Source organism: Peribacillus faecalis, assembly GCF_014712675.1.
Classification (GTDB): Bacteria; Bacillota; Bacilli; order Bacillales; family DSM-1321; genus Bacillus_AD; species Bacillus_AD faecalis.
This window is the reverse complement of the sequence record NZ_JACXSI010000014.1, coordinates 1-24,899: the sequence shown is the minus strand read 5'-3', so window position 1 is coordinate 24,899 and position 24,899 is coordinate 1. Positions and strand designations below refer to the sequence as shown.

The window sequence follows — 24,899 nt, the reverse complement described above, 5'->3', positions numbered from 1 at the left end:
GCAGGGGGAATATCATTTGCCATGCATTACAGTGTGAAATAGAAAAATCCCCTGAAAACGCAGGGGAAAAAGGAATATTTATAAAACAGGCTTCATTGTTTCTTTTAGTACATTGATTGAATGGTCCAGTTTTTTCAGCTCTTCTTCAGTTAGCTCGAGCTCGATAATTTCCTCGATGCCTTTCCGTGAAACAACTGATGGAGCACTGGAGAAAACATCTGTCTGTCCGTATATACCATCAAGATAGACACCTACCGGCAAGATAGCTCGTTCATTATTTAAGACAGCCTTAGCAATGCGGGCAACACACATACCGATGCCGAAATAGGTCGCTTTTTTACGTTCAATAATGTAGTAGGCAGCATCTCGGGTGTCAATAAATATTTGTTCCAGATCTTCCATTTTGTATTTGTTGCCATGTTTCTTGATATATTCAGTAATTGGCTGAGAAGCAATAGTCGCATGGCTCCAAGTAGCAAATTCTGTATCGCCGTGTTCACCCATAATATATGTATGGATATTACGTGGGTCGACATTAAAGTATTCAGAAAGACCGGAGCGCAGACGTGCTGTATCGAGAGTCGTACCGGAGCCGATAACTCTTTCGTGCGGCAATCCTGATTCTTTCCAAGCGATATAAGTCATAATATCCACTGGATTTGATGCTATAATGAAAATACCATTAAAACCAGAATCCATAACATTTTTGATGATACCTTTCATAATTGCTGCGTTTCTTTCAACTAACGCTAATCTCGTTTCACCAGGTTTCTGATTGACACCGGCTGTTATAATAATGACATCTGCATTGCTGCATTCTTCATAGCCTCCTGCACGCACTTTAATACGTGACGGACCAAATGGGACACCATGTCGAAGATCGGCTGCCTCACCCTCTGCTTTGGCAGTATCTAAATCAATTAATACCAGCTCTTCTGCAATCCCTTGATTGACGATTGAATAAGCGATTGCTGTACCGACAAATCCGGTACCGACGATAATCACTTTTTTAGTATCAGTCATCGTTTCCACTCCTTAATATGAGACATAAATGGTCGTACTTACATTGGTAGTATCTTCGTTTAGTGAGTTTTCATTCTTTGATGGGCATTATTTTTCAAAATGGCTGCGGAGTCATAAATGCGAGGTTAAGGATATAATGTTATATAAGGTTGTGTTTTTTGTGAACTCAATGAGCCTTCCTCCAAATTTTCAGGCAGGTGAATAATATGATAGACAATAATAAAAAGGATAAAAACAGATTGAGGCAAGCGTTCATTGTAGCGAGCATTCTCGTTGTTATTCTTGGTGTTCTTTGCTTTTTGCGGGATAGTCCGCTTTTTCATGCGATATTAGATGGAAATGTACATAAGGTGAGAGCATTGTTGGACGGGAATATGTTATATGCTTATTTGTTTTTGCTGCTGATTATGATTATCCAAAATTCTTTTACGGTCATCCCGTTAATATTGGTCATTACAATTAATTTGGCTTTGTTCGGTTTTTGGCAAGGTTTTTTATGGAGCTGGTTTACAAGTGTCGTTGCCGCCTATATTATTTGCCTTTCTGTTCGTTCGGTCTTTAAAAACCGGGTCATTAAGCGTTTCAACCCTGAACATATAGAAAAAATGGAGCAAAACGGTTTTAAATATGTCTTCCAAGCACGCGTTTTTCCATTTGTACCGACGAGCCTGATTAACATATTGGCCGGCTTAAGCTCGATTCAGTATAAATCGTTTGTCCTTGCGACAGCAATTGGCAATTTTGTTTATTTTTTTGTTTTAGCGTTAATTCCGGCTGGGTTATTGTCCGCTGATATTAATTTATATGCGCTAGCAATCATAGTCATATTTATCTTTGGTCTTTATTATGTCATAAAGCGAATTTACTTAGGTCATAAAAATCAAATACTGGTAAGAATAAAAAAAATACGAGACAGCTTCTGATGGGAGGCTGTCTCTTTTTGTTAATTTATTTTCAGTCTGTATTGAAAAAAACACCTCCGAATCTCATTCATGAATTCGATGAAGAGTTCGAACTTGATGCTGCTGCGGCGACACCGGCTGTCATGGCGGCTTGCTGAGCAAGTAAAAGGCTTTGAATGTTATTCTGGATTGTAGCTTGGATTGTTTCAGCTTGAGTATTTTGCAAATCCTCAGATACCGTAACAGCAATACTGAACATGTTTCGTGCAGAGCGTCCGAATGACCAATTGCCGAAGCCTTTCTGGGAGGCAAGCGTACTGTCAGTTTCGACAATTTTACTCACTGTTGCATGTACATTTTGCTCAACAATCGTCAAAACAGCAAGCAGGGAGCGGGAGTACATGTCGAGTTTAATTTTCTCTGCCTTTAGAAGTTGCTCATATTCCAGGAGACGGTCGCACTTTTTATAAACAGGCTCATCGCTTAAAACGAGGATATGACTCATCGCCTGCAAGGCATTTCCTTTTCGGATTCCCCGCTCATTCAAATAGCGGTAGCATTCTGTCATTTCGTCCACTGCATGGGTTGGCTCTAAATTATTGTTTGCCAAAAGTACAGCGAACATATAGTCATCGTCAGACGTAAGCCAAAAATGTCTTTCTTTCATCAGCTTATAAAAATGTGCTGCGGTTTCAATTGTATGATCAGCTTTTTCAGGCTTAGACTCAGCTGCTAAAAATAAAGCAACGTAAGGCAAATAAGAAGAACGTCTAAAATGCTCTTTTAGGCGGTCATAATAGTGTACGGTCTGATCAAATAGCTGTCTGCTATCATTATAGGTTGTTAAAAGAGCTGCTATTGGAAACAAGGAGTGACGAAAATAAGAAAAAGCAGAAGTGCTCTTTTTCATATAATCGACCATATCTTTTATTTCGGTTAAATTTACACGCTGGTTTTTGATTGCAAGCTGCAGTGCGGCATTTTTCTTCACAATGCTTTGCTCCCACATGAATCCATTCTTTAATTCGCGGTCATTCTCGAGAAAAAGTGTCAATAAGTTACTAATCTTAATCAACTCCTCAATCGTCTATTGTAATAAGTTTATACGAAATGGTACTTGAAATGTTTCGAATAGTGTGTATTTTGTATAAATGTACGGAAAATTTTGAAACTTTTTCACTTTATTTCCGTAAATAAGGTATGGAAGACAAATGGGAGGAGGGGGGAATATGACACTTAGTTCGATTTTCATTACAATTTTCATTGTCACGCTCGTCATTTTATTTGCCAATCTTTTATTAGGCGGTGTTTTTGACCTTGCGCTTGGTTTAGACAGCGAAATATTTAATTTGACGACAACGCTTTGTTTTATGGGAGTGGCTTCTTTCATTGGCTATATTTTAGTGAACTACACATCTTTTTCAACCGCTTTGATCCTCACTTTAGCTGCACTTATTTCATTAGCTTTAACTGTAATATTAAATATTTTTGTTTTTATACCTTTATCGAAAATGGAGAGTTCGACTGCTTTTAGACTTGAGGATCTTCAAGGAGAGGTGGGAGAAGTCACTTTGGCGATACTTCCGGATTCGGTTGGGGAGTTGACGGTTCCGACGGGTCTTGGCACCGTTACGAGAACGGCAAGAAGTTATGACGGTTCGCATATTGAACTGGGGGAGCAGGCACTGATTATTGAAGTGAAGGAACATATTTTTTATGTAGTAAAGTACGATGAAAACTTTGATTCTACAAAAATTAAGAAGTCGGGAGGTTTTTAAATGGAGGGATTATCAACAACATTATGGCTGATTATCGGTTTGGCTGTATTATTAATCGGACTTGTATCATTTATTATTAGTAGGTATGTGACAGTCGGCTCGGAGGAAGCACTTATTGTGACAGGAAGCATGCTCGGGTCAGGAGTAAGTGTTTGTGACCTTGGAGGCGGACGGAAGATAAAGGTTGTCAGCGGGGGCGGAACGTTAGTACTTCCGTTCATCCAGCAATCGCAGCGCATGACTTTGACGACGTATGCTTTAACGGTGAAAGCCAACGAAGTTTATACGAAGCAAAAGGTGCGGTTAGGTGCCATCAGTAATGCGGTTGTGAAGGTCGGCAGCGATTTGAGCATGATTGCGACTGCTTCTGAGAACTTTATGGGCAAAAGCCAGGACGATGTTGCAGAAGAAATCACATCAATTTTGGATGGTCATTTGCGCGCGATTTTAGGATCGATGACGGTCGAGGATGCATACAGCGATCGTGAAGCTTTTTCAAGACAAGTAAAAAATGTAGCGGAGCCGGATTTAAATAAGCTTGGTTTCGAGATTCGCTCTTTTAATGTAAAAGATTATATTGATGTGGATAAATACTTAGAGTATCAATCGCGCCATCGTATTGCCGAGGTACAAAAGGAAGCGGAAATCGCTGAATCAATTGCTCAAAGGGAAAGCCGTATCGAAACAGCGAAAAATGAGCAGGAAGCGAAGCGTGCGGAATTAGAAAGAGATACGCAAGTCGCAGAAGCGAGCAAATACAATCAATTGAAAATGTCTGAGTTCAAGAAGGAACAGGACAGCGCGAAGGCAGAAGCCGATATGGCTTATGACTTGCAGAAAGCTAGAATTGCTCAACAAGTAAAAGAGCAGGAGATGCAAATTGAAATCGTGGAGCGTCAGAAGCAAATTGAACTGCAAGAGAAGGAATCTGAAAGACGTCAACGTCAATATCAAGCGGATATTAACTTGAAAGCCGATTCAGATGCATATGCATTAGAGAAGCAAGCAGAAGCATTGAAGCGTAAAGCTGAGCTTGAAGCGGAAGCGCGTCAATATGAAGTAACGACCCAAGCGAAAGCTCATGCAGAGAAAGTGAAGCTTGATGGTATTGCAGAAGCATCTGCTGTTGAAGCAAAAGGTCGTGCCGAAGCACAGATTATCCGTGAAATTGGTTTAGCCGAAGCGAATGCCCAAGAAGAAAAAGCGAAAGCATTCGAGAAATACGGAGAAGCAGCTAAGCTGGAAATGATCTTAAGTATCTTGCCTCAATATGCAGAGAAGGTAGCTGCACCGCTTGCGAATGTGGAAAGCATCAAAATTATTGATACCGGAAATGGCAGCGGAGGCGGAGTGCAAAACTTGACCAGCTCCGTATTAGGAACGATGACTTCATTGCAGGCATCATTAAAAGAAACGACCGGACTGGATTTGGTTGATGTCATCAACAACTATTCCGGCAAGCACAATTTGAAAGGCGAGCTTAATCAAATTGCGGTTTCGTTAGAAGAAAAAACGGAAGCAACAAAATAATGCACATAGAAAAGCAGGAGATGAATGCTGATTCTCCTGCTTTTCTCATTGTCTAACCTTACACCTGCCATGCTCGGTCCTAAGCTGCCTCCCTCAAGGAACCAAAATCGGGTTCCTCGTGTGATTCATCTTAGTCCTCCCGCATGTCTCCTTTTTTATCGAAGTGAATCTGAGTAGCGTATCATGATAAAAAAGGACCGGTTACGGTTTTTCTTAGACATATTCACCTGAGACAATTTTCTGCTCTTTCACATAGATTTGATGATTCATTGATTCAAGCCAATATTCGACTAATTTGACGCCATCAATCAATTGTATATTTAAGCCTTCTGCATATTCTTTCGCTGCTCTTGTGAAACCGCCGGTCGTAACCAAATATCCTCCCTCGGCATTCCTTTTCACAATATTGGAATGGAGGATGGCAATCGTTTCAAAAGGAAGGTCATGACTTAATACCTTTGCTTGTCCGAGAAATAGTCCTTCATCAGTGTGGTGCTCAAAATCAATGCCAAATTGGCTAGAGCGACTCGCTAATAAAGAATCTCCTCCGAACTTTTTCTGAAGCACATTCGCAACAAAGTCTTCAAATTCGAGCGGCAGTTGTTTAATAAACAACTCTGTACTCTTTTCAAATATTTGATTGCCATCCGAATCCTTCGTTCGCGGGAAATTAAAACGGTAGTACAAGCCCATTGCCATCGTTTTCTTCAATTCTGTACCAGTTTCAATTTTTTCAAGTAGTTGAGCTTCTTCTTCATCGTTCTTTCTTTTCATATAGATTAAAAGAGCTGCATTTGCAAATATGAGCAATGCAATTATATAAATCATTATGTTTCACCTCTTTACCTATTTTTACCAAAATTAATGAAAGGTAAACTAAAAAAGCTGCCCGCAATATACTTTGCGGACAGCGTAGATTAATTGAAAAAGGACCGGTGACGGTTTTTCTTTATTTCTCAGCAATTTTTTGAAGTACAGCTGGTTGTGGGCTATACAGTTTCTTGCTGATATAAGTTTGAATGATAAGGAACGTTCCGCCGACTGTCCAGTATAACGGTAGTGCAGCAGGAGCAGTGAATGAGATCATCCCCATCATGATTGGCGAGATGTAGGCCATCATTGCCATTTGTTTCTTCTGTTCTTCTGTCATACCGATAAATGACAGTTTAGCCTGCAGGAAGTAGACACCGGCAGCCAGAAGTGCAAGGATATAGTCAGGCGTTCCTAAGTTAAACCATAGGAAGCTTTGATCCGCGATTTCCGGAGAGTTACGGATTGCATAATAAAAGCCCATTAAGATCGGCATTTGAATTAATACCGGCAAGCATCCGCCGAACGATGCTACTGGGTTAATATCATACTTTTTATATACTTCCATCGTTTCTTGCTGAATCTTTGCTTTTTGTTCAGTCGTTGTAGCAGTCTTCATACGGTCTTGAATTTTTTTGATTTCAGGCTGTGCAACAGTCATTTTTTCACGCATTTGCATCATGCTTTTTTGCGATTTAAGCATTAATGGCATAAGCACTAATCGGATCGCAAGCGTCACGACAATGACTGAATATCCGAATACACCGCCGAACCAACCGGCAACTGTGTTCAAAATAATGGTCATAGGATGAACAAAATACGTTTGGAAAAATCCTGCTTTTTCTGCAGTTTCAGTTGCAGCAGCAAAGGCATGCTCTCCTCCTGCAAACAGACTAGCTGCGAAAACAGCAATTATAATAGATAACCCGATAAAAACGGGGGATACAACTCTTTTTGTTTTTTGTGACATAATGGTCCTCCTTGAAATTTAATATCAATTTTAGTTTCAAGAAGGATGGAAGCTGGACTCTCATCCGAGGATTCGATTCGTCTGACACGACGCGCTAGCCAATGAGCAAACGAGTTATTTTCGTTGTATTGTTTTTGAGCCTTTTTAAAAGGTGCATTATAATTGGCTGCGAATCTCGATTGCTGCTGTGTCGGATTGTTCACACACAATTTCAGGTAAAAATATAATCCCATCACAGCTGTCATTTTTACAAGCAAACTGGCAAAGGATAAGTAAAAGATTAAATCCTGTGCGTCTAAAATCATCTCAAGCAAGTGTATCCCCCCTTTCATGGAATTAGTTTATATCTTGTAATACGTACATATGTTTTAAAAGTTTCTTAATGAAGTGTATCTCTTATTTTATTTGGAAACAAGTAAAATTGCCGACTGGTAAAATATACTTAATGAGAAGGCGAATAACCTAGTGTTGAATCGGTAAATGTTAGCTTTCGGGCTTAGAATGAATAATAGTATACTTGTTGTATGAATGTTATGGAAAGGAAGCTGAATGTACATAATGGAAAAATATATTTTGGCGCTTGATCAAGGCACAACGAGTTCAAGAGCGATGATTTTTAATAAAGCGGGAGACATTGTTCATGTTGCTCAAAGAGAGTTTACACAAATTTTTCCACAACCGGGATGGGTAGAGCATGATGCGAATGAAATATGGGGGAGCATTTTAGCGGTTATTGCCAGTGTATTGACTGAGTCGGGTATTCAGCCGGCACAAATAGCCGGGATTGGAATAACAAATCAGCGGGAAACGACGGTCGTTTGGGATAAAGAGACAGGGAATCCTGTGTATAACGCGATTGTTTGGCAATCCCGCCAAACACAAAATATTTGCGAGGAATTAAAGGAACAAGGTTATGAGGAACTTGTGCGAGATAAAACCGGGTTGTTAATTGATGCTTATTTTTCCGGAACGAAAGTCAAGTGGATTTTAGATAACGTGGCCGGAACAAGGGAGCGCGCTGAAAAAGGCGAGTTGCTTTTCGGAACAATCGATACATGGCTAATCTGGAAATTATCAGGCGGTGCGGCACACGTTACCGATTATTCGAATGCTTCTCGGACACTTATGTACAATATATTTGAATTGAAGTGGGATGAAGAATTGTTGGAATTGTTCACAGTTCCGAAATCAATGCTGCCACAAGTACGGTCTTCTTCTGAGGTTTACGCTCACACGGACAGTTCCAGCTTTTTTGGCCAGCACATTCCGATTGCTGGAGCGGCTGGCGATCAACAGGCGGCGCTGTTCGGTCAGGCGTGTTTTGAGAGTGGAATGGCGAAAAATACATATGGCACGGGTTGCTTCATGCTGATGAATACAGGCGAAAAGGCTGTGAAATCAAATCATGGACTGTTGACGACAATCGCTTGGGGATTAAACGGAAAGGTGGAGTACGCGCTTGAGGGCAGCATATTTGTCGCCGGATCAGCTATTCAATGGCTGCGTGATGGCTTGCGTATGATTAAAGACGCAAAGGATAGTGCAGAATATGCGAGTCGCGTGACTTCTACAGAAGGAGTATATGTAGTGCCGGCCTTCGTCGGTCTTGGTACGCCGTATTGGGACAGCGAAGTGCGCGGTGCTGTATTCGGGTTGACGCGCGGAACGAAGAAGGAGCATTTTATCCGAGCTACTTTGGAAGCGCTGGCATATCAGACGAGAGATGTGCTGAACGCAATGGAGGCTGATTCCGGTATCTTCTTAAAAAAACTGCGGGTCGATGGTGGAGTAGTCAAAAATGATTTTCTAATGCAATTTCAGAGTGATATGTTAGGCGTCCCTGTTGAAAGACCTGTCATTAATGAGACGACCGTGCTTGGAGCGGCATATTTAGCCGGAATGGCTGTTGGCCTTTGGGAAGGGCAAGATAATATCACGAAAAAATGGCAAGTTGATCAAGAATTTACGCCACAGATGCCGGAGACAGAACGCGAGCAATTATATGCAGGCTGGAAAACAGCTGTCCAAGCAGCGATGACATTTAAGATATAACAAGAATAAAAAGCTTCACGTTGCATTCAATAGACGGAAGGTGAAAAGATGAAACTGACCAACTTGAACAGGGCAAAGGCTTTACAAAGGATTCGTGAAACGGAATATGATGCAGTAATCATTGGTGGCGGAATTACTGGTGCGGGTATTGCCCTTGATGCAGCTACCCGCGGGATAAAAGTGGCGCTGGTGGAGATGCAGGATTTTGCAGCAGGGACATCGAGCCGTTCAACGAAGCTTATTCACGGCGGCTTGCGTTATTTGAAGCAACTGGAAGTGAAAATGGTGGCGGATGTCGGGAAAGAGAGGGCGATTGTGTTCAACAATGGTCCCCATGTTACAACGCCTGAATGGATGCTGCTCCCCTTTTATGAGGATGGAACGTTTGGTCCGCGCACGGCCTCTCTCGGTTTAAAGATATATGATATGCTGGCGGCCGTTGAGAAAAATGAGCGGCGCCATATGCTGTCTGCTCATGAAGTGCTGGAAAAGGAGCCGCTATTGAAAAGAGACGGTTTAAAGGGCGGCGGCTATTATGTGGAATACCGAACGGATGATGCACGTTTAACAATCGAGGTAATCAAGAAAGCTGCAGAGTTTGGTGCAGATGTGCTCAATTATGTCAAGGTGACACAGTTTTTATATGACGGCGGCATATTGGCCGCCGCAGTTATTGAAGACCGGCTAACCGGGGAGGAATCAATCATACACGCAAGGAAGTTTATTAATGCGGCCGGTCCTTGGGTGGATGAACTGAGAGAATTGGATCAATCCAAAAGTAATAAAACGATGCAATTAACGAAGGGTGTACATATTGTCATTGATCAAAGCCGGTTTCCGTTGCAGCAAGCTGTCTATTTTGACACCGATGATGGACGGATGATTTTCGCGATTCCGAGAGACGGAAAAACATATGTCGGCACAACGGATACGTTTTATGAAGGTAACCCTGCTATGCCAACCGCAACTGCTGAGGACAGAGCTTATTTATTGAATGCGATTCATTTCATGTTTCCGTTAACCGATATAGGGGAGCGCGATATTGAATCAAGTTGGGCTGGCGTTCGCCCGCTTATTTTGGAGGAAGGGAAAGACCCTTCAGAAATATCGCGAAAGGACGAGATTTGGCTATCGCAATCCGGCTTGATTACAATTGCGGGCGGCAAACTGACGGGATATAGGAAAATGGCGGAGAAAGTTGTTGATTTGCTTGCTGCTCAGTTCAAAAAAGAACGCTATAAGCTATTTGATAATTGCTGTACGAGAACGATGCCAATCTCGGGCGGAGATGTCGGCGGTCCTGAGCTTTGGCGATCATTTTTGAAAGAAGCTTCTGCTTTTGGTATAGAGGCAGGGCTATCGCATGAAGAAGCGATAGCAGTATGCAGGCTATACGGCTCAAATTGTATGAAAGTCTTCAAGCTAATAAAAGATCACTCCGATGAAATCGCTTGTTATGGCTTCTCTAACGAGGTATATGGCAAATTGAAGTATGCGATTGAGTATGAGATGATTGCCGCCCCTGTCGATTTCTTTTTCAGAAGAACGGGAGCGTTGCTTTTCGATATAGGTTGGGTGCAAGAATGGAAGGAACGGGTTGTGAAGTATATGTCTGCCGCATTCAGATGGAGTGTGGAGCAGGAGAAAGCGATGCATGATGAACTGGAAAGTGCGATTGCGATTGCATCGAGCCCGGCTTAAAATTATGAACAAAAGGCTAAAGACAGGGATTAATTGTGAGCCCTATCTTTAGCCTTTTGTTTATTTAAGAGTATATTTTAGATAACTGTCTAACCTTATCCCTGGCATGTTCCCATTTTCATAGAAGTGGCAGCAAGGGGAGAATCAAAAATGAAAAAGGACCGGTGACGGTTTTTCTAACAATATAAGTATTTATTTTTGAACTTAGATAACTGTCTAACCTTACACCTGCCATGCTCGGTCCTAAGCTGTCTCCCCCCAAGAAACCAAGATCGGGTTTCTTGGGCGATTCATCTTAGTCCTGCCGCATGTCTCTTTTTTATCGAGGTGCATCTAAGTAGTGTATTCATAATAAAAAAGACCGGTGACGGTTTTTCTAGTGGTGATGTGTATGGTCGATTGTTTGTGCGATAATGCTCATCACATGTTCGTCATCATATGAGTAATAAAGGGTAGTGCCTTCACGGCGGAATTTAACTAAACGCAAATTTTTTAAAAAACGTAATTGATGGGAAACTGTTGATTGCACAAGCGACAGTTTTTCCGCTATCTCGTTAACGGAATGTTCTCCTTGGAATAATAAGTATAAAATCCGCACGCGTGTAGGGTCGGATAATGCTTTAAATGTTTGAGTGATAAGAAAAAGGGTTTCTTCATCTAAATCATTTTGAAAAATATGCTGATAATCGTTATTCAAGCAAATCAACTCCTCCTCAATAGTATAGTTTAATTCCCCGAAAACAAAAAGATTTTCAGGCAGTTTTCGTATAGGTTTATGAAGAGAGTGTGAGGAGTGTTAAACCATTTTCTTAAAGTTTCTTACGCTGCGTTGATTCACATTTGTGAAATTGTTAACATTAAGTAAATGATAATAATTATCAATGGTTAAGGGGGAGAAAGAAATGATGCTTCCTTCCGTTCAAATAGGAAATCCAGTCAGGATTGTAAATGTGACTGCTATCAATCCAACATTGAGAAAACGTTTAATCTCATTCGGAATCAAAGAAAATAGTGTTGTCTGTATTAAACAAAAAAGTTTGTTTAATGGGGCGTGCATACTCGAATGTGGAGGCCGCAGAATCGGTTTGCGAAAACGAGATTTAATGAAAATCGAGGTGGAAAGTCTATGAGTGGATTAGCCATCATCGGTCGGCCAAATACAGGCAAAACATCCTTATTCAACTTGTTGACCGATTCATATGAATATGTCGGGAATTGGAGTGGTGTAACTGTTGAAAAGAAGGTTGGACATATTAAGAAGATGCAATTGAATTTGATTGATCTTCCGGGTATATATGATTTTAACCCAATCTCTAAAGATGAAAGTGTAGTGAGTAAGTTTCTGCTTGAAGAAAAGACTAAAGGCATTATCAATATAATAGATGCCGCGCAGTTTACAAGTAATATGCAACTCACACTGCAAATATTGGAGCTAAAACAGCCGACTGTTATTTGTTTAAATATGATAGATGTGGCGAAGAAGGCCGGATTAGCCATTGATACAAAAAAATTATCCGATATTTTAGGTGTGAAAGTAATTCCGACAATTGCAAGAGTAGGCAAAGATAAAGAAGTTTTATGTAATGCATTGAATGAATCTTTATCTGAAAAAAATGAATATTTTCGAATTAACTATAGCGCAGATGTTGAAGATAGCATTCAACAAATGGAAGCGCTAATGGGACACATTGAAGATGAGAAACGAAGATGGGCTGCCATCCAATTACTAAGCGGTAACTCGGCAGTAGAGGATTTTTTACGGAGTGATTGTCATTTTAATGAAATGTTGCAAGTCCGCGCAAATTTAGAAAATGCACGAAAGCTGTCTGCACAGGAAGTCTTTTATAATGAACGTCAGTTTTACATTGAAGAGATATCGAAGCAAGTAGTATCCAAAAGTGGGGAATCGGAAAATAAAACAGATAAAATTGATCGAATACTGACTCATCCTGTACTCGGTATTCCAATCTTTTTGCTGCTTATGTATATCGTATTTGAAATTACCTTTACATGGGTTGGAGCACCGTTGTCTGACCTTTTGGATGGCTTCATCGGAGGCGTATTAATTGAGTATACAGCCTCATTTTTAGCAGCAATTGGCGCTTCTGGCTTTATTTCTGATCTCATTTGTGATGGAATTATCGGAGGCGTCGGAGGGATTCTGGTTTTTTTTCCGCAAATATTCGCTTTATTCTTTTGCATTTCTTTATTGGAGGATTCAGGCTACATGGCCCGAATAGCTGTCATTATGGACCGGATTATGGAGTTTTTCGGATTGAACGGAAAAGCGTTTATTCCGATGATTATTAGCTTCGGGTGTAACGTGCCGGGAATTATGGCAGCAAGAACCATTGAACAGCCGAAAGAAAGAATGTTGACGATATTAGTTGCTCCGTTTATGAGCTGTTCGGCAAGGCTTCCGGTATATGCGTTATTTGCCGGTGCATTTTTTACACAACATCAATCCTTGATTGTGCTTTCGCTATATGTTATTGGGCTAGTGATGGCTTTAATCGTCACGAAAATATTGTCGGTAACGCTTTTGAAAAAGGAGAATTCGGTTTTCTTTGTTGATTTGCCTGAATATCATCTGCCGCTTATGAAATCGCTATGGCGATCTACCTGGGAAAAAGGAAAAGGTTTTTTGCAAAAAGCAGGAACGATTATTTTTGCTGGTTCGGTAATTGTCTGGCTGTTAGCCTACGTTGGACCGCAAGGAATTAACGTTGAGATGGATCACAGCTTCTTGGCGATGATTGGAGGATGGTTTGGCACGTTGTTTGCGCCGCTTGGCTTCGGAACTTGGCAAGCCGGATCTTCGCTTATATCAGGATTCATGGCAAAAGAAGTCGTCGTTTCAACAATGGCCATTATTTACGGTGTTAATGAGAATAGCCTTCCGGTGGCAATGTCAGAACATTTCACAGCATTAAGTGCTTATACGTTTATGCTGTTTATCCTTCTGTATATACCATGTCTAGCTACTGTCGGGACAATTAAGAAAGAGCTGCAATCAGCCAAGTTGACATCATTTGCGGTTATTTATCCATTCTTGATTGCTTACGTTCTTGCATTTTTCGTCTATCAAATTGGTTCAATGTTTATGTGAGGTGAAGCGACAATGATTAGTATACTCATTGGTGCTGTTATATTTGGGTACGCTGTCTATATATTATGGAAAGTACCGAAAAAACAAGCAAACGGAAAATGTGTTTCTTGCGATGTGAAAAAGGTATGCTCATCCGCACAATTATGCATAGAAAAACAAGACGCCAAGACTAAATGACTTTTGTCGGCTAGTCTTGGCTTATTTTTTTCGCTTCAACAAAAACAATGTGCTGGCCATCTATTTCTTTTACAGTAAACGAATAACCATCCTCAATGAATTCATCACCTTGCTGCACATCGTATTTTTGTGTCAGTATATAACCACCGATTGTATCAACTTCATCCTCAAGAAGGTCGATACCGAGCAAATCATTTACATCTGCAATTAAAACTTTAGCATCGAAAATATAATGATCTTCAGCTATTTTGCGAATATCCGGCAATTCATCTTCATCAAATTCATCACGAATATCGCCGACAATCTCCTCTAAAATGTCCTCGACTGTCACTAAGCCGGCTGTTCCTCCATATTCATCAAATAAAATTGCCATATGGGAACGATTTTTTTGCAAATTAACAAGCAAATCATGAATCGGCAAAGTTTCAATAACGGTAATGACAGAATGAATATATGAATCGATTGGTTCATGCACCTGTTCAAAATTATTCATGCAATCTGTCAATATTTCTTTAATGTTAATGATTCCGACGATATTATCTTTATCGCCTTCAACTACCGGATAACGGGTATAACGTTCCTTTTCGACGACCTTCATGATGTCGGTAATTGTATCCCCTTTATTTACAGTCATGATTTCTGTGCGAGGTACCATGATTTCCTTGGCAATCCGTTCATCGAATTCAAAGATTTTATTGACATATTTATATTCAGACTGGTTGATTTCGCCGCTTTTTAAGCTTTCTGAAAGAATAATGCGCAGTTCTTCTTCAGAATGGGCCATTTCATGTTCGGAAGCCGATTGTAAGCCGAATATGCCGACAAAAAAAGTCGCTGAATGATTTAAAATCCAAATGAACGGATAAAGAATACGGTAAAACCAAATGAGCGGCTTAGCACATGCAAGGGTTACAGCTTCTGCTTTTTGTATCGCAAAAGTTTTCGGAGCAAGTTCACCGACAACTACATGAAGAAATGTAATGACTAAAAAAGCGATGACGAATGAGATAATCGACGTCAATGCTTCATTGTCGGAGATTCTCTTCATAATAGGCGCCAATAAGTGTTCGACGGTCGGCTCTCCAAGCCAGCCAAGTCCTAGGGAGGTTAAGGTAATTCCGAGCTGGCAAGCGGATAAGTATTCATCAAGGGCTGTAGTCACTGTTTTAGCAGATATTGCTCGTGCATTCCCTTCCGCGATAAGCTGGTCGATTCTTGTGCCGCGCACTTTTACAATGGCGAATTCAGAAGCGACAAAGAAAGCGGTAAAGGCAATCAAAAGGAAAATGATAAATAAATTAACCATATTGAATAAGGAATCGCTCATCTCCTTTCACATCTTACTTATGAAAATTTTGCCCATCTTCCAAACAACGATTCCATCTAAAGAATGGAAATGTCATGTCTGCTGTTTTCTTGCATACATTGTAAAAGGACAAGTATATAAAAATTGATATAATCAAAATAGTGAAATATTTTGTTAAAACAGGAGGTACAACATGATGATGGGATACATATATATCAACGGAGAGAAAATAACTTGCGAGGAACAAATCGTTGTCACCAATCCGGCAACAAACGAAGCGATAGCGACTGTTCCGAACGGCGGCGATAAGGAAGCAAAAGCAGCCGCCGATGCGGCCTTTGCAGCACTGCCGTTATGGTCCAAAAAGACAGCCGGAGAAAGAGCAGTCTTGTTAAGAAAGTGGTTTGAGTTAATCAATGAGCATAAAGAGGAACTGGCTAAAACGATGACGCTGGAACAAGGAAAGCCGTATAAAGAGGCATTGGGCGAAATTGCATATGCCAACAGCTTTGTGGAATGGTACGCAGAAGAAGGCAAGCGGATCTATGGCGATACCATTCCTGCAAGTGATCCGAACAAGCGAATTATCGTGCTGAAACAGCCGGTAGGGGTAATTGCTGCTATTACACCATGGAATTTCCCGGCAGCAATGATCACCAGAAAGATTGCTCCTGCATTGGCAGCAGGATGTACAACTTTAATCAAGCCGGCAAAGCAAACGCCGCTGACTGCTATCAAGTTAGTAGAATTAGCTTATGAAGCGGGAATTGATCGCGGTGCCATCAACATTGTTACAGGCGATGCCGCGGAGATATCACGGGCTTGGATGAAAGACGAGCGCGTTCGTAAAGTATCTTTCACTGGCTCAACGGAAATTGGTAAGCAACTGATGAAGGAAAGCGCCGATACAATGAAGAAAATTTCGCTTGAGCTTGGCGGGCATGCTCCGTTCATTGTAATGGAAGATGCCAATATAGAAGAAGCAGTGGAGGCGGTCGTGCAGTCTAAATTTAGAAATGCAGGACAAACATGCATTTGCACGAATCGTATTTTTGTCCAAGAAACTGTTTATGAGGCATTCTCAGAAAAAATGGTTGAAGCAGTATCGCAATTGAAGGTCGGGAATGGATTGGAGGACGGTGTAACAGTCGGTCCTTTAATTGATGAACAAGCTGTGCGAAAAGTGAGGGAACATGTTGAAGATGCGGTTAAGAACGGTGGTATGCTGCTGACAGATTCAGCAATTATGCAAGATGGCTTATTTGTAAAGCCAATCATCATCGGAAATGCTCATGATGAGATGCTCTGTATGACAGAGGAAACATTCGGGCCGCTTGCGCCAATTGCCACTTTCAAGACGAAAGAAGAAGCAATAGCAAGAGCCAATAATACACCGTATGGATTGGCTGCCTATGTATACACGCAAAATATTACTGATGCAGTGGCAATCGCAGAAGAGCTGCAATATGGAATTGTCGGCTTAAATGATGGACTGCCGTCTGTCGCTCAAGCGCCATTTGGCGGCATGAAGGAAAGCGGTATTGGCAGAGAAGGCGGCAAGTATGGCATTGAAGAGTACTTAGAAGTGAAATATGTTTCTTTAAAATGGCGGTAATGAGGGCTCAACTATCATCGCACCCTACAGTTAAAAACTAGCCCGTTTCCAAAAATAGCGTGCAAAGGACGGGGCATATGCTGGGTAAAATCGAAGCGTTTATATTAGGCTTGATTCAAGGATTGACAGAGTTTTTGCCGATTAGCAGCACAGGTCATCTATATTTGGGGAGGAATCTGTTTAATCTTAATGAAGCCGGATTGTTGCTTGATACTATGCTTCATATCGGGACATTGTTAGCGGTTTTTGTGTTTTATAAGGATGAATTTATTAAAATCTTAAAGAATCCTTTCGGCAAGCTGACATGGTTACTTGTCATCGGAACGATTCCGGCGGTTATAGTAGGGCTTGCTTTTAAAGATTATTTTGACGGCATATCTAAGACAGGTGCGACAATCGGTTGGGAGTTTTTGCTGACGGGGTGTTTGCTTTGGTATGCGGAAACGATTCAGCAAGGCAGGAGAAAGATGGAGGACATTGGTTACGGTGATGCTCTCTTTATTGGCAGCTTTCAAGCGGCAGCCATTTTCCCGGCGTTATCGAGATCGGGATTTACGATTGCGGCAGCGCTTATCAGAAAGCTAGACCGTGAGACGGCAGCTTATTTCTCATTCCTTTTGTCAACTCCGGCAATTGTAGGAGCAATAGTGCTGCAATTAGGGGATTTACTTGATGGGCAAGGGGAACAAATCGCGCTCTCATCTCTTGCTGTAGGAATTCTATCATCGGCAATCTTCGGTTATATTGCCGTGAAGTGGATGATTCAATATTTAAAGAAACATTCTTTAAAGGTTTTTGCTGTGTATGTTTGGCTGCTTGGCGGTCTTATATTGGTTCTGCAATTTACTGGGAAGCTATAAACAAAAGCGGAAGCGCCCGGTTAGCACCGTATGAACTGGAGGCCGCCGACCAAGATATAGGAAACACGAAGAACGAAAGTGATTCGATGTTGACTTATCGAAGGGAGGTTGCTGAAGGGCAATAGGTGCTGGGCGCTGGAGCTGGACGGAGAAAAAAGCGGAAGCTGCCAATCAGGTTCAAATAAAAAAAGGTGCAGATGTCCGGCACCTTTAAGGGAGATGTTTGGAAGGGAGAATCGTGACGGTTCTTCCTTTTCCTTTGCAAGAAGAGCAATTTCTTGAAAAGAATTGGAGAAAAGGAATTTTCCCTTTTCCGCGGCATTGCTGGCAGATTTCAATGTACTTCATCTGGGCTTTCTCCTTTGGCTGATATAAGGGTTATAAAGTAGTATGGTCTTCGATTGGCGATAACATGCAGGTATAAATAAAAAAACCGCCGGAATGGCGGTTTTTTGTTCTGTAGAAATTATGAAAATCTAAATTGCATATAAGTTTATAGAAGAGTAGCGACATCCAGCTCTAGCGGGGGGCTTAAGCTTTTGTTCCCTTTTTAAGAGACTTGAATAGCTGTCTAACCTTACACCTGCCATGCTCGGGCCTAAGCTGCCTCCCCCAAGAAACCAAAACCGGGTTTCTCGTGCGATTCATCTTAGTCCTCCCGCATGTCTCCTTTTTCATCGAAGTGAATCTCAGTAGCATATACATGATGAAAAAGGATCGGTGACGGTTTTTCTTTAAGCATGAGCAGTTTCGTGAACTGTTTTGACAGAATCATCTTTTTCAGAAACTTTTTGTTGAGCCGGTTCAGCCGGAGCTTCTTCGTCCGCAATTTTTGTTACTTCAATATATTTTATATGATGTTCTTCCATTTCCAGAATAGTAAAGTGATAGTTTTCGTGCGTGATGCAATCGCCTTGCTTGACTTCATAATCTTCTGTGAAAATCCAGCCGCCGATTGTATCGACATCCTCATCATCTATTTGAAGACCGAGCAAATCGTTAACTTGGCTTACAAGAACTTTTGCATCAATAATGTAATGATCTTCAGAGATTTTACGGATTTCTTCAATTTCATCAGAATCGAATTCATCCTGAATCTCGCCGACGATTTCTTCTAAAATATCTTCAACTGTCACTAAACCGGATGTACCGCCGTATTCATCCATCAAGATGGCCATATGAATACGTTCCTTTTGCATTTTCATCAGCAACTCCTGAATCGGAACTGTATCGATAATGCGAATGATTGGTCGAACGAGTGGTTCTAATGTTAAATCTTTATAATCATCTGCTGTGAGCATATATGTGAAAAGTTCTTTCACATTAATCATGCCGAGAATATGGTCTTTATCTCCGTCAATAATTGGATAACGTGTAAAACGCTCTTCTCTTACTACGGTAAAAGCATGTTCTAAAGAATCATCCACAGATAAAGTGACCACTTCTGTACGCGGCACCATTATCTCTTTTGCAATACGATCGTCGAATTCAAAAATTTTATTCACATATTTGAATTCGGATTGGTTAATTTCACCGCTTTTAAAGCTATCAGACAGAATAATTCGCAGTTCTTCCTCAGTATGAGCCAATTCGCCTTCTGAAGCTGGTTTCAGGCCGAACATTTTTGTCACAAGTCGCGCAGATCCATTCAATGCCCAAATGAACGGAAACATAACCTTGTAGAATAGGATAATCGGGCGGGCAACAAGCATTGAAATAGTCTCCGCTTTATGAATGGCAAATGTTTTTGGCGCCAATTCTCCGATTACAACGTGTAAATACGTTACAAGTGAGAACGCAACAATGAATGAAATTACATGAGTGGCTGATTCCGGAACGCTCATTTTGATTAAAAGAGGTTCTAAGACGCTGGCCACAGCCGGTTCCCCGATCCAGCCCAGTCCAAGAGATGTTACGGTAATCCCTAATTGGCAGGCTGATAAATATTCATCTAAATGCGTTATAACTTTTTTTGCAGCAATTGCTCCTGCTTTTCCTTCTTCTGCAAGCTGATCGATTCTTGTGCTTCGTACTTTTACTATGGCAAATTCTGTGGCTACGAAAAATGCTGTTAAAGCAATTAACAGTGCCAAAATAACCAAGCTTAATATGTCCAAATAAATTTCCTTATCCCGTCTATCGGACGAGTAAGGAGTCACCTCCCAAGATTTGTGAATCTACGTTTGTTATATGTGCGGATTCATCTTTGCTTTATACGTAGTGATAAGGCAAGGATGAGTGTTGTAAACTACGAATGCCCCACTTGCATCACCTCGTTAAAAGTGTAGATTAAGATAATTATAGAAAATCCGGAACTTCTAGTCAAACGGACATTTTGTTGTTTAAGGAATTAATATAAAAAATTTGCGGAAAAATCTACAAATTCGCTGAAAATGCATACATTTTGTAAAAAATGGTTAGTATAACATTTGCTTTTATAGAAGGAAGGGTGAAGTTATGCTCGAAAGAGTCGGAGAAAAAGACTTGCAAGTTAAAATGATGCAGACAGCTAAGCATAAACAACTAAGTAAAGGACAAATCGCGAAAAGAGCATTTTTTATTTTGCTGGGCGCTCTTATGATGGCAATCGGTCTGGAAATGTTTCTTGTGCCGAATCACGTGATCGATGGCGGAATTACAGGTGTTTCAATTATGCTTTCGTATAAAACAGGTATCGATTTAGGGATGTTTATATTTGCTTTGAACCTTCCGTTCTTTTTTTTAGGTTATAAGCATATGGGGAAGACATTTTCAATCTCCACTTTGTTTGGAATCACCTCTCTGTCGATTTTTATTTTTCTTTTGCATAATGCGCCGAATGTGACAGATGATGTTTTACTTGCTAGCGTCTTTGGCGGCATCGTGTTAGGAATAGGAGTCGGGCTGGTGATTCGTTTTGGTGGCTCGCTAGATGGCACAGAGATCCTGGCGATATTATTCAACAAAAGACTTCCGTTCTCGGTAGGAGAAATAATTATGTTTATCAATGTTTTTATATTGGGTGCAGCCGGTTTTATTTATAGCTGGGATCGTGCAATGTATTCATTGCTTGCATACTTTGTTGCCTTTAAAACAATTGATATCGTCATATTAGGCTTGGATGAATCGAAATCGGCATGGATCATAAGTGAACACTATAAAGCAATTGGTGAAGCAATTTTAGCAAGACTTGGACGCGGTGTCACTTACTTGTCAGGCGAGGGTGCTTACACCGGTGAATATAAAAATGTCATTTTTTGCGTGATTACCCGTCTGGAAGAAGCAAAACTAAAATCCATCATAGAAGAAATTGATCCGGATGCTTTTCTGGCAGTCGGATCAATTGCCGAAGTCAGGGGCGGAAGATTTAAAAAGAAAGCTATTCATTGAATGAAAAAACTTTCGTTAAGTCTTAGGTAGCGTAATAACGAATGTAGTCCAATCATCCGTCGAAGAGCATGAAAGAGTGCCACGGTTCTTTTCGACTATTTGATTGCATACAAAAAGACCGATGCCGGTGCCGGCTTTTTTAGTGGTCGTGAACGGTCTGAAAATCTCTGAAATCAGTTCGTCACTGATTTTGGGACCGTTATTGGCAATCTTAATTTCAATTGCCTCATCATAACTTATTTTGCTTTCAATCATGATATGAGGATTAGCTGAATGCTCTAAAGCATCTAGTGCATTTAACAGGATATTCAACAGCACTTGTCTGAATTCTTCGCGATGAACCGTTATGCAAATAGTCTCGTCGATGTCTGTAATAACCTTAATATTTTTAAATACAAAGCTTGGATAAAGAAATGTTTCAATTTCATGGATCAAATCTTTTAAAGCATATTTAGTAGGCTCGATGTTCTCTTGTTCTTTTTTAGAAAAAGCAAGAAATAATGTTAGGCGGTCATTCAACTGCTTAATTTCATCTGAAATGATGTCTAAATACTTTAGATTAGGATATTCAGCTTTCAGCAATTGGACAAAACCTTTAATGGATGTAAGCGGATTGCGGATTTCATGTACAAAAGTGGAGGTCATTTGCCCGAGCATAATAAGACGTTCTTGATGTGCCTCTGAAATCTGCTCTTTTTCTTGTATTTCTAATTGCACTTTAATTTGAATATATTCTGATACCGTTTGGTCTAATAAGGTATCATGAGCTTTCAAAATAGATTTAACGGATTGTTCAATTTCAGATGAACAACCTAAATTATGTTCAATCAAAAATAAAATTGCATCTCTCAGCAGGTTCATCTTTTTAATGAATTCATTCAGATGCAAATCAGTTGTAATTTTTTCTTTGGCAATCTTAGAGGAAATTGCTTTCATGGAAGTTTTAAAATCACATTCGTTTTTTGTTAGCGAATCAATATATATATTAAGGATTAGAGCGATATTCTCAATCTTTTTATCTTTACATTTATCGTTGGCTGATATATTCATTTGCTTTCTCAAGAAGTCGAGAATCTCATCTTTTTGCAGCAATAATAGCTCGACAATCTTATTTTGCATAAAACATTTCCTCCAGTTAGGAATAGACTTTCAAAAACATTAACGGTTTTTGAAAAATATAAGAAAGTAAACTTTCAAATTTAGATTGCTGTCTAACCTTATACCTGCCATGCTAGGTCCTAAGCCACCACACTCAAGAAACCAAAACCGGGTTTCTCGTGCGGGGCTCTCACGATGAGAGTCACAGCGACGAAGACATGCGGACGTAGCGCTCTTAGTCGCTGTTCCTTTTCAGTTCTTGTCTAGCTGCAGCGGCCAGCCCTCGAGGTCATAAGCCCAATCACTCCGGAAACTTTACAATTTCCTGCATGATTCGTCTTATGCTGGTCGGGGCTGAACGGGCCTCTTCCGCATTTCGGTTCCCGCATGGCTCCTTTTTCATTGATGAGGTATCAAGGAGTAAAAGGACCGGTAACGGTTTTTTAAAAAAATTACATATTATGGATATTAATAATTTTACACCTTTATGTGCAAAAAGAAAATCAATGATTTTGTGAAAATAAAAAAAGTGCTAAAAAGATAAGTGAATCAATTAATCTTTTTTGGCACCGTTTTTGGTGTGCGGAAGATAAGGCTCCACATGGATAGTCACGTAACGGATTCCGAGCTGGTCATGGAGATTATGTTCCACTTCATCCGATATGTGGTGGCTTTCGATGACATTCAGCGAACCTTCTACTTGTATAGTGGCTTCAACTAAAACATCATTACCATGCATACGCCCCTTCACGTCTTCAATATTTAAAACGCCGGGTGTAGATGAGATTGTCTCGCTTATATCTTCTAATAGCTCTTCATCGAAACCGTCAGTCAAACTGTGTGAGGCTTCTTTAAAAATATCCCAAGCTGTTTTGCAAATAACAAAGCCGACAGCAAAAGCGGCCAATGGGTCAAGCCAAGGCAATCCGATCCAAGTGCCGACAATTCCAATGAATGCACCGATACTGACAAGAGCATCCGATAAATTGTCCTTTGCGACAGCAGCAAGCGAGGCATTATTCGTTTTTTTGCTTAACAAACGATTATAGTTATAAATGCCGAACATGAATAGAGCTGAAAAAATGGCGGCTATTGCCGTAAAAGTGGTAGGGCTTTCAACCTTTGGTGTAATTAAAGATTCAATTGCCTGAAGAATTACGGTCAGACCGACGCTGATCATAATAAAGGCAGCGATTAAGGATGCGACTGTTTCTGCTCTCGTATGTCCATACAGATGATCTTGATCAGGCGGTTTGACGGATATTTTCAAGCCAATTAATACCGCAACAGAGGCAATAATATCGGTTGTATTATTTAATCCATCCGCAACTAAAGCTTCGGAATGACCGAAATAGCCGAATGATAGTTTAATAGTTGACATAAAAAGGTATGCGAAAATACTAACCCAGGCTCCTTTTTGGGCAAGGTTTTCAAGGGTTTTATCGTGGCTCAAAACGACACCTCCAGAAGGTTATGAAAGTAATGATAAATAAAGATATCAGATGAAAATCGTGTGTGTCTAGAGAAAAATTGTGTTATCCCTACATAACAATTGTACGGTTTCACTTCTATTGCGGGGCATAAAATAAGTTGTGTATAGGAAAGTTTTACTTAAAAGTTGATTGTCTGACCGGCTAATAGTAAAGTAGATATATATATTAATTAATAATTTCCACAAGGGGAGCTTTTGCTGAGAGTGAACGAAAGAGTTCTGACCCTCTGAACCTGTTGGTTAATGCCAGCGCAGGGATGTGGTTTTGGATAAAGCAATGTTTGGGCATCCAATTCCGTCCCTTCATTGCTTTTTTGCGTTGAAAAAGCGGTGAAGGGGAGTCGTTCGTATCTTTAAGTGTGAGCTTCCTTCTTAGGAGGAGGAGTATCTAGTGAAAAGAAAGACTTTGTTTTTAGTTGAAGTAGCTGTTTTTGCTGCATTGGCTGTGCTGCTTGATTATGTGTCCAGCATAATTTCTTTGCGTATTTGGCCTCAAGGTGGTTCTGTTTCGATTGCGATGGTTCCGATTTTTATAATGGCTTTTCGCTGGGGATTAAAAGGTGGTTTAACGACAGGCTTACTATTGGGGGCATTACAGCTTGTAGTGACGCAACCATGGATTGCGACGCCAGTACAAGCATTTATCGATTATTTTGTAGCTTTCACAGTTGTAGGTTTTGCAGGTGTATTTGCAAAAAAAGTGCAGCAACGTTTTGAGGGAGGCGAGAAAACGGTGGCGAATGCTTATATGGTAACGGGAATATTGTTGGGCAGTATGCTACGGTTCCTCTGTCACTTTGCAACAGGTATTATTTTCTTCGGTATGTATGCGCCCGAAGATCAGCCAATTGCTTTGTACTCCTTCTTATATAACGGATCATACATGCTTCCAAGCGCAATCATTAGCGGTGTTGTAGTTGTCGCTTTATATGGAGCGGCTTCGAGAGTACTGCTGCGCAAAGCGGCATAAATAAAATGAAAGCTGGCAGATACTTGTAAAGTGTACCCTTTGTAAAGGACATTTTGAAAAAAACTAGGCAACTTCTTGAAGCTGCTGTCTGTATTTTGCAGGCGGCAGCTTTTTCAAGTTCCATTGACCCCGATAAT

21 protein-coding genes and 1 riboswitch are annotated in these 24,899 nt (G+C 40.6%); of the genes, 11 read left to right on the top strand and 10 right to left on the bottom strand.

The annotated features are described in order from the left end of the window. Window positions 1-78: 78 nt before the first annotated feature. Window positions 79-1,023: an L-lactate dehydrogenase gene (locus tag IEO70_RS07250; protein WP_190997702.1), complete on the bottom strand. Its 945-nt coding sequence runs from the start codon at window positions 1,021-1,023 to the stop codon at window positions 79-81. 206 nt (window positions 1,024-1,229) lie between these two features. Here IEO70_RS07250 and IEO70_RS07245 point away from each other — a divergent pair, with 206 nt between their 5' ends. Then, entirely contained in the window at window positions 1,230-1,946 is a 717-nt protein-coding gene (locus tag IEO70_RS07245; RefSeq protein ID WP_190997701.1) for a TVP38/TMEM64 family protein, read from the top strand. 67 nt (window positions 1,947-2,013) lie between these two features. Here the strand turns inward: IEO70_RS07245 and IEO70_RS07240 are convergent, their stop codons facing one another. Further along, entirely contained in the window at window positions 2,014-2,979 is a 966-nt protein-coding gene (locus IEO70_RS07240) for a DUF4003 family protein (protein ID WP_268938724.1), read from the bottom strand. A 175-nt stretch (window positions 2,980-3,154) separates the two neighbouring features. Between IEO70_RS07240 and IEO70_RS07235 the strand changes: the two genes are divergently transcribed. Together IEO70_RS07235 and IEO70_RS07230 are read left to right on the top strand one after the other, a co-directional pair. Then, window positions 3,155-3,703 carry an NfeD family protein gene (locus IEO70_RS07235; RefSeq protein ID WP_190997699.1) on the top strand — a complete coding sequence of 183 codons (549 nt, stop codon included), beginning with the start codon at window positions 3,155-3,157 and terminating at the stop codon, window positions 3,701-3,703. Continuing rightward, on the top strand, window positions 3,704-5,233 hold the full coding sequence (locus IEO70_RS07230) for a flotillin family protein (RefSeq protein WP_190997698.1): 1,530 nt from the start codon (window positions 3,704-3,706) through the stop codon (window positions 5,231-5,233). A 213-nt stretch (window positions 5,234-5,446) separates the two neighbouring features. On the opposite strand, the gene IEO70_RS07225 is transcribed toward IEO70_RS07230, so the two are convergent. The 3 genes from IEO70_RS07225 to IEO70_RS07215 all read right to left on the bottom strand — a co-directional run bounded on the left by IEO70_RS07225 (window position 5,447) and on the right by IEO70_RS07215 (window position 7,327). Next, the gene (locus IEO70_RS07225; protein ID WP_235973528.1) at window positions 5,447-6,061 is read right to left on the bottom strand and encodes a restriction endonuclease; all 615 of its coding nucleotides are present in this window, start codon (window positions 6,059-6,061) and stop codon (window positions 5,447-5,449) included. A 121-nt stretch (window positions 6,062-6,182) separates the two neighbouring features. Then, entirely contained in the window at window positions 6,183-7,013 is an 831-nt protein-coding gene (gene yidC / locus IEO70_RS07220; protein WP_190997697.1) for a membrane protein insertase YidC, read from the bottom strand. Next, complete coding sequence (locus IEO70_RS07215) at window positions 6,956-7,327, bottom strand: hypothetical protein (protein ID WP_190997696.1); 372 nt, start codon at window positions 7,325-7,327, stop codon at window positions 6,956-6,958. Before IEO70_RS07215 ends, yidC begins: the two co-directional genes overlap by 58 nt. Window positions 7,328-7,571: 244 nt before the next feature. Here IEO70_RS07215 and glpK point away from each other — a divergent pair, with 244 nt between their 5' ends. Both glpK and IEO70_RS07205 read left to right on the top strand, forming a co-directional pair. Next, complete coding sequence (gene glpK, locus IEO70_RS07210) at window positions 7,572-9,065, top strand: glycerol kinase GlpK (protein WP_190997695.1); 1,494 nt, start codon at window positions 7,572-7,574, stop codon at window positions 9,063-9,065. A 48-nt stretch (window positions 9,066-9,113) separates the two neighbouring features. Continuing rightward, window positions 9,114-10,766 carry a glycerol-3-phosphate dehydrogenase/oxidase gene (locus tag IEO70_RS07205; protein WP_190997694.1) on the top strand — a complete coding sequence of 551 codons (1,653 nt, stop codon included), beginning with the start codon at window positions 9,114-9,116 and terminating at the stop codon, window positions 10,764-10,766. A gap of 376 nt (window positions 10,767-11,142) precedes the next feature. Here the strand turns inward: IEO70_RS07205 and IEO70_RS07200 are convergent, their stop codons facing one another. Beyond that, complete coding sequence (locus IEO70_RS07200; protein WP_206711523.1) at window positions 11,143-11,463, bottom strand: ArsR/SmtB family transcription factor; 321 nt, start codon at window positions 11,461-11,463, stop codon at window positions 11,143-11,145. Window positions 11,464-11,668: 205 nt separating this feature from the next. Here IEO70_RS07200 and IEO70_RS07195 point away from each other — a divergent pair, with 205 nt between their 5' ends. Both IEO70_RS07195 and feoB read left to right on the top strand, forming a co-directional pair. After that, window positions 11,669-11,896: a FeoA family protein gene (locus tag IEO70_RS07195; RefSeq protein WP_190997693.1), complete on the top strand. Its 228-nt coding sequence runs from the start codon at window positions 11,669-11,671 to the stop codon at window positions 11,894-11,896. Continuing rightward, window positions 11,893-13,875 carry a ferrous iron transport protein B gene (feoB, locus tag IEO70_RS07190; RefSeq protein WP_190997692.1) on the top strand — a complete coding sequence of 661 codons (1,983 nt, stop codon included), beginning with the start codon at window positions 11,893-11,895 and terminating at the stop codon, window positions 13,873-13,875. The genes IEO70_RS07195 and feoB overlap by 4 nt, the downstream gene beginning before the upstream one ends. A gap of 187 nt (window positions 13,876-14,062) precedes the next feature. Here the strand turns inward: feoB and IEO70_RS07180 are convergent, their stop codons facing one another. Then, on the bottom strand, window positions 14,063-15,379 hold the full coding sequence (locus IEO70_RS07180) for a hemolysin family protein (RefSeq protein ID WP_235973527.1): 1,317 nt from the start codon (window positions 15,377-15,379) through the stop codon (window positions 14,063-14,065). Window positions 15,380-15,566: 187 nt separating this feature from the next. Here IEO70_RS07180 and IEO70_RS07175 point away from each other — a divergent pair, with 187 nt between their 5' ends. Both IEO70_RS07175 and IEO70_RS07170 read left to right on the top strand, forming a co-directional pair. Continuing rightward, entirely contained in the window at window positions 15,567-16,973 is a 1,407-nt protein-coding gene (locus IEO70_RS07175) for an NAD-dependent succinate-semialdehyde dehydrogenase (protein ID WP_328820889.1), read from the top strand. Window positions 16,974-17,050: 77 nt separating this feature from the next. Then, window positions 17,051-17,833, top strand: coding sequence for an undecaprenyl-diphosphate phosphatase (locus tag IEO70_RS07170; RefSeq protein WP_407948783.1), 783 nt, complete (start codon window positions 17,051-17,053; stop codon window positions 17,831-17,833). A 734-nt stretch (window positions 17,834-18,567) separates the two neighbouring features. Here the strand turns inward: IEO70_RS07170 and IEO70_RS07165 are convergent. Beyond that, on the bottom strand, window positions 18,568-19,950 hold the full coding sequence (locus IEO70_RS07165; RefSeq protein ID WP_190997689.1) for a hemolysin family protein: 1,383 nt from the start codon (window positions 19,948-19,950) through the stop codon (window positions 18,568-18,570). Window positions 19,951-20,332: 382 nt separating this feature from the next. Here IEO70_RS07165 and IEO70_RS07160 point away from each other — a divergent pair, with 382 nt between their 5' ends. Continuing rightward, the gene (locus tag IEO70_RS07160; RefSeq protein ID WP_407948810.1) at window positions 20,333-21,202 is read left to right on the top strand and encodes a YitT family protein; all 870 of its coding nucleotides are present in this window, start codon (window positions 20,333-20,335) and stop codon (window positions 21,200-21,202) included. Between the two features lie 15 nt (window positions 21,203-21,217). Here the strand turns inward: IEO70_RS07160 and IEO70_RS07155 are convergent, their stop codons facing one another. Continuing rightward, window positions 21,218-22,321 (bottom strand): ATP-binding protein, encoded by a 1,104-nt coding sequence (locus IEO70_RS07155; RefSeq protein ID WP_190997688.1) that lies wholly within the window; start codon window positions 22,319-22,321, stop codon window positions 21,218-21,220. A 532-nt stretch (window positions 22,322-22,853) separates the two neighbouring features. Beyond that, the gene (locus tag IEO70_RS07150; protein ID WP_235973525.1) at window positions 22,854-23,753 is read right to left on the bottom strand and encodes a cation diffusion facilitator family transporter; all 900 of its coding nucleotides are present in this window, start codon (window positions 23,751-23,753) and stop codon (window positions 22,854-22,856) included. Window positions 23,754-23,967: 214 nt separating this feature from the next. Next, a riboswitch (TPP riboswitch) is annotated at window positions 23,968-24,067 on the top strand. A 116-nt stretch (window positions 24,068-24,183) separates the two neighbouring features. On the opposite strand from IEO70_RS07150, the gene thiT reads away from it, so the two are divergent. Then, entirely contained in the window at window positions 24,184-24,762 is a 579-nt protein-coding gene (gene thiT, locus IEO70_RS07145) for an energy-coupled thiamine transporter ThiT (protein WP_190997687.1), read from the top strand. Window positions 24,763-24,899: the final 137 nt, after the last annotated feature.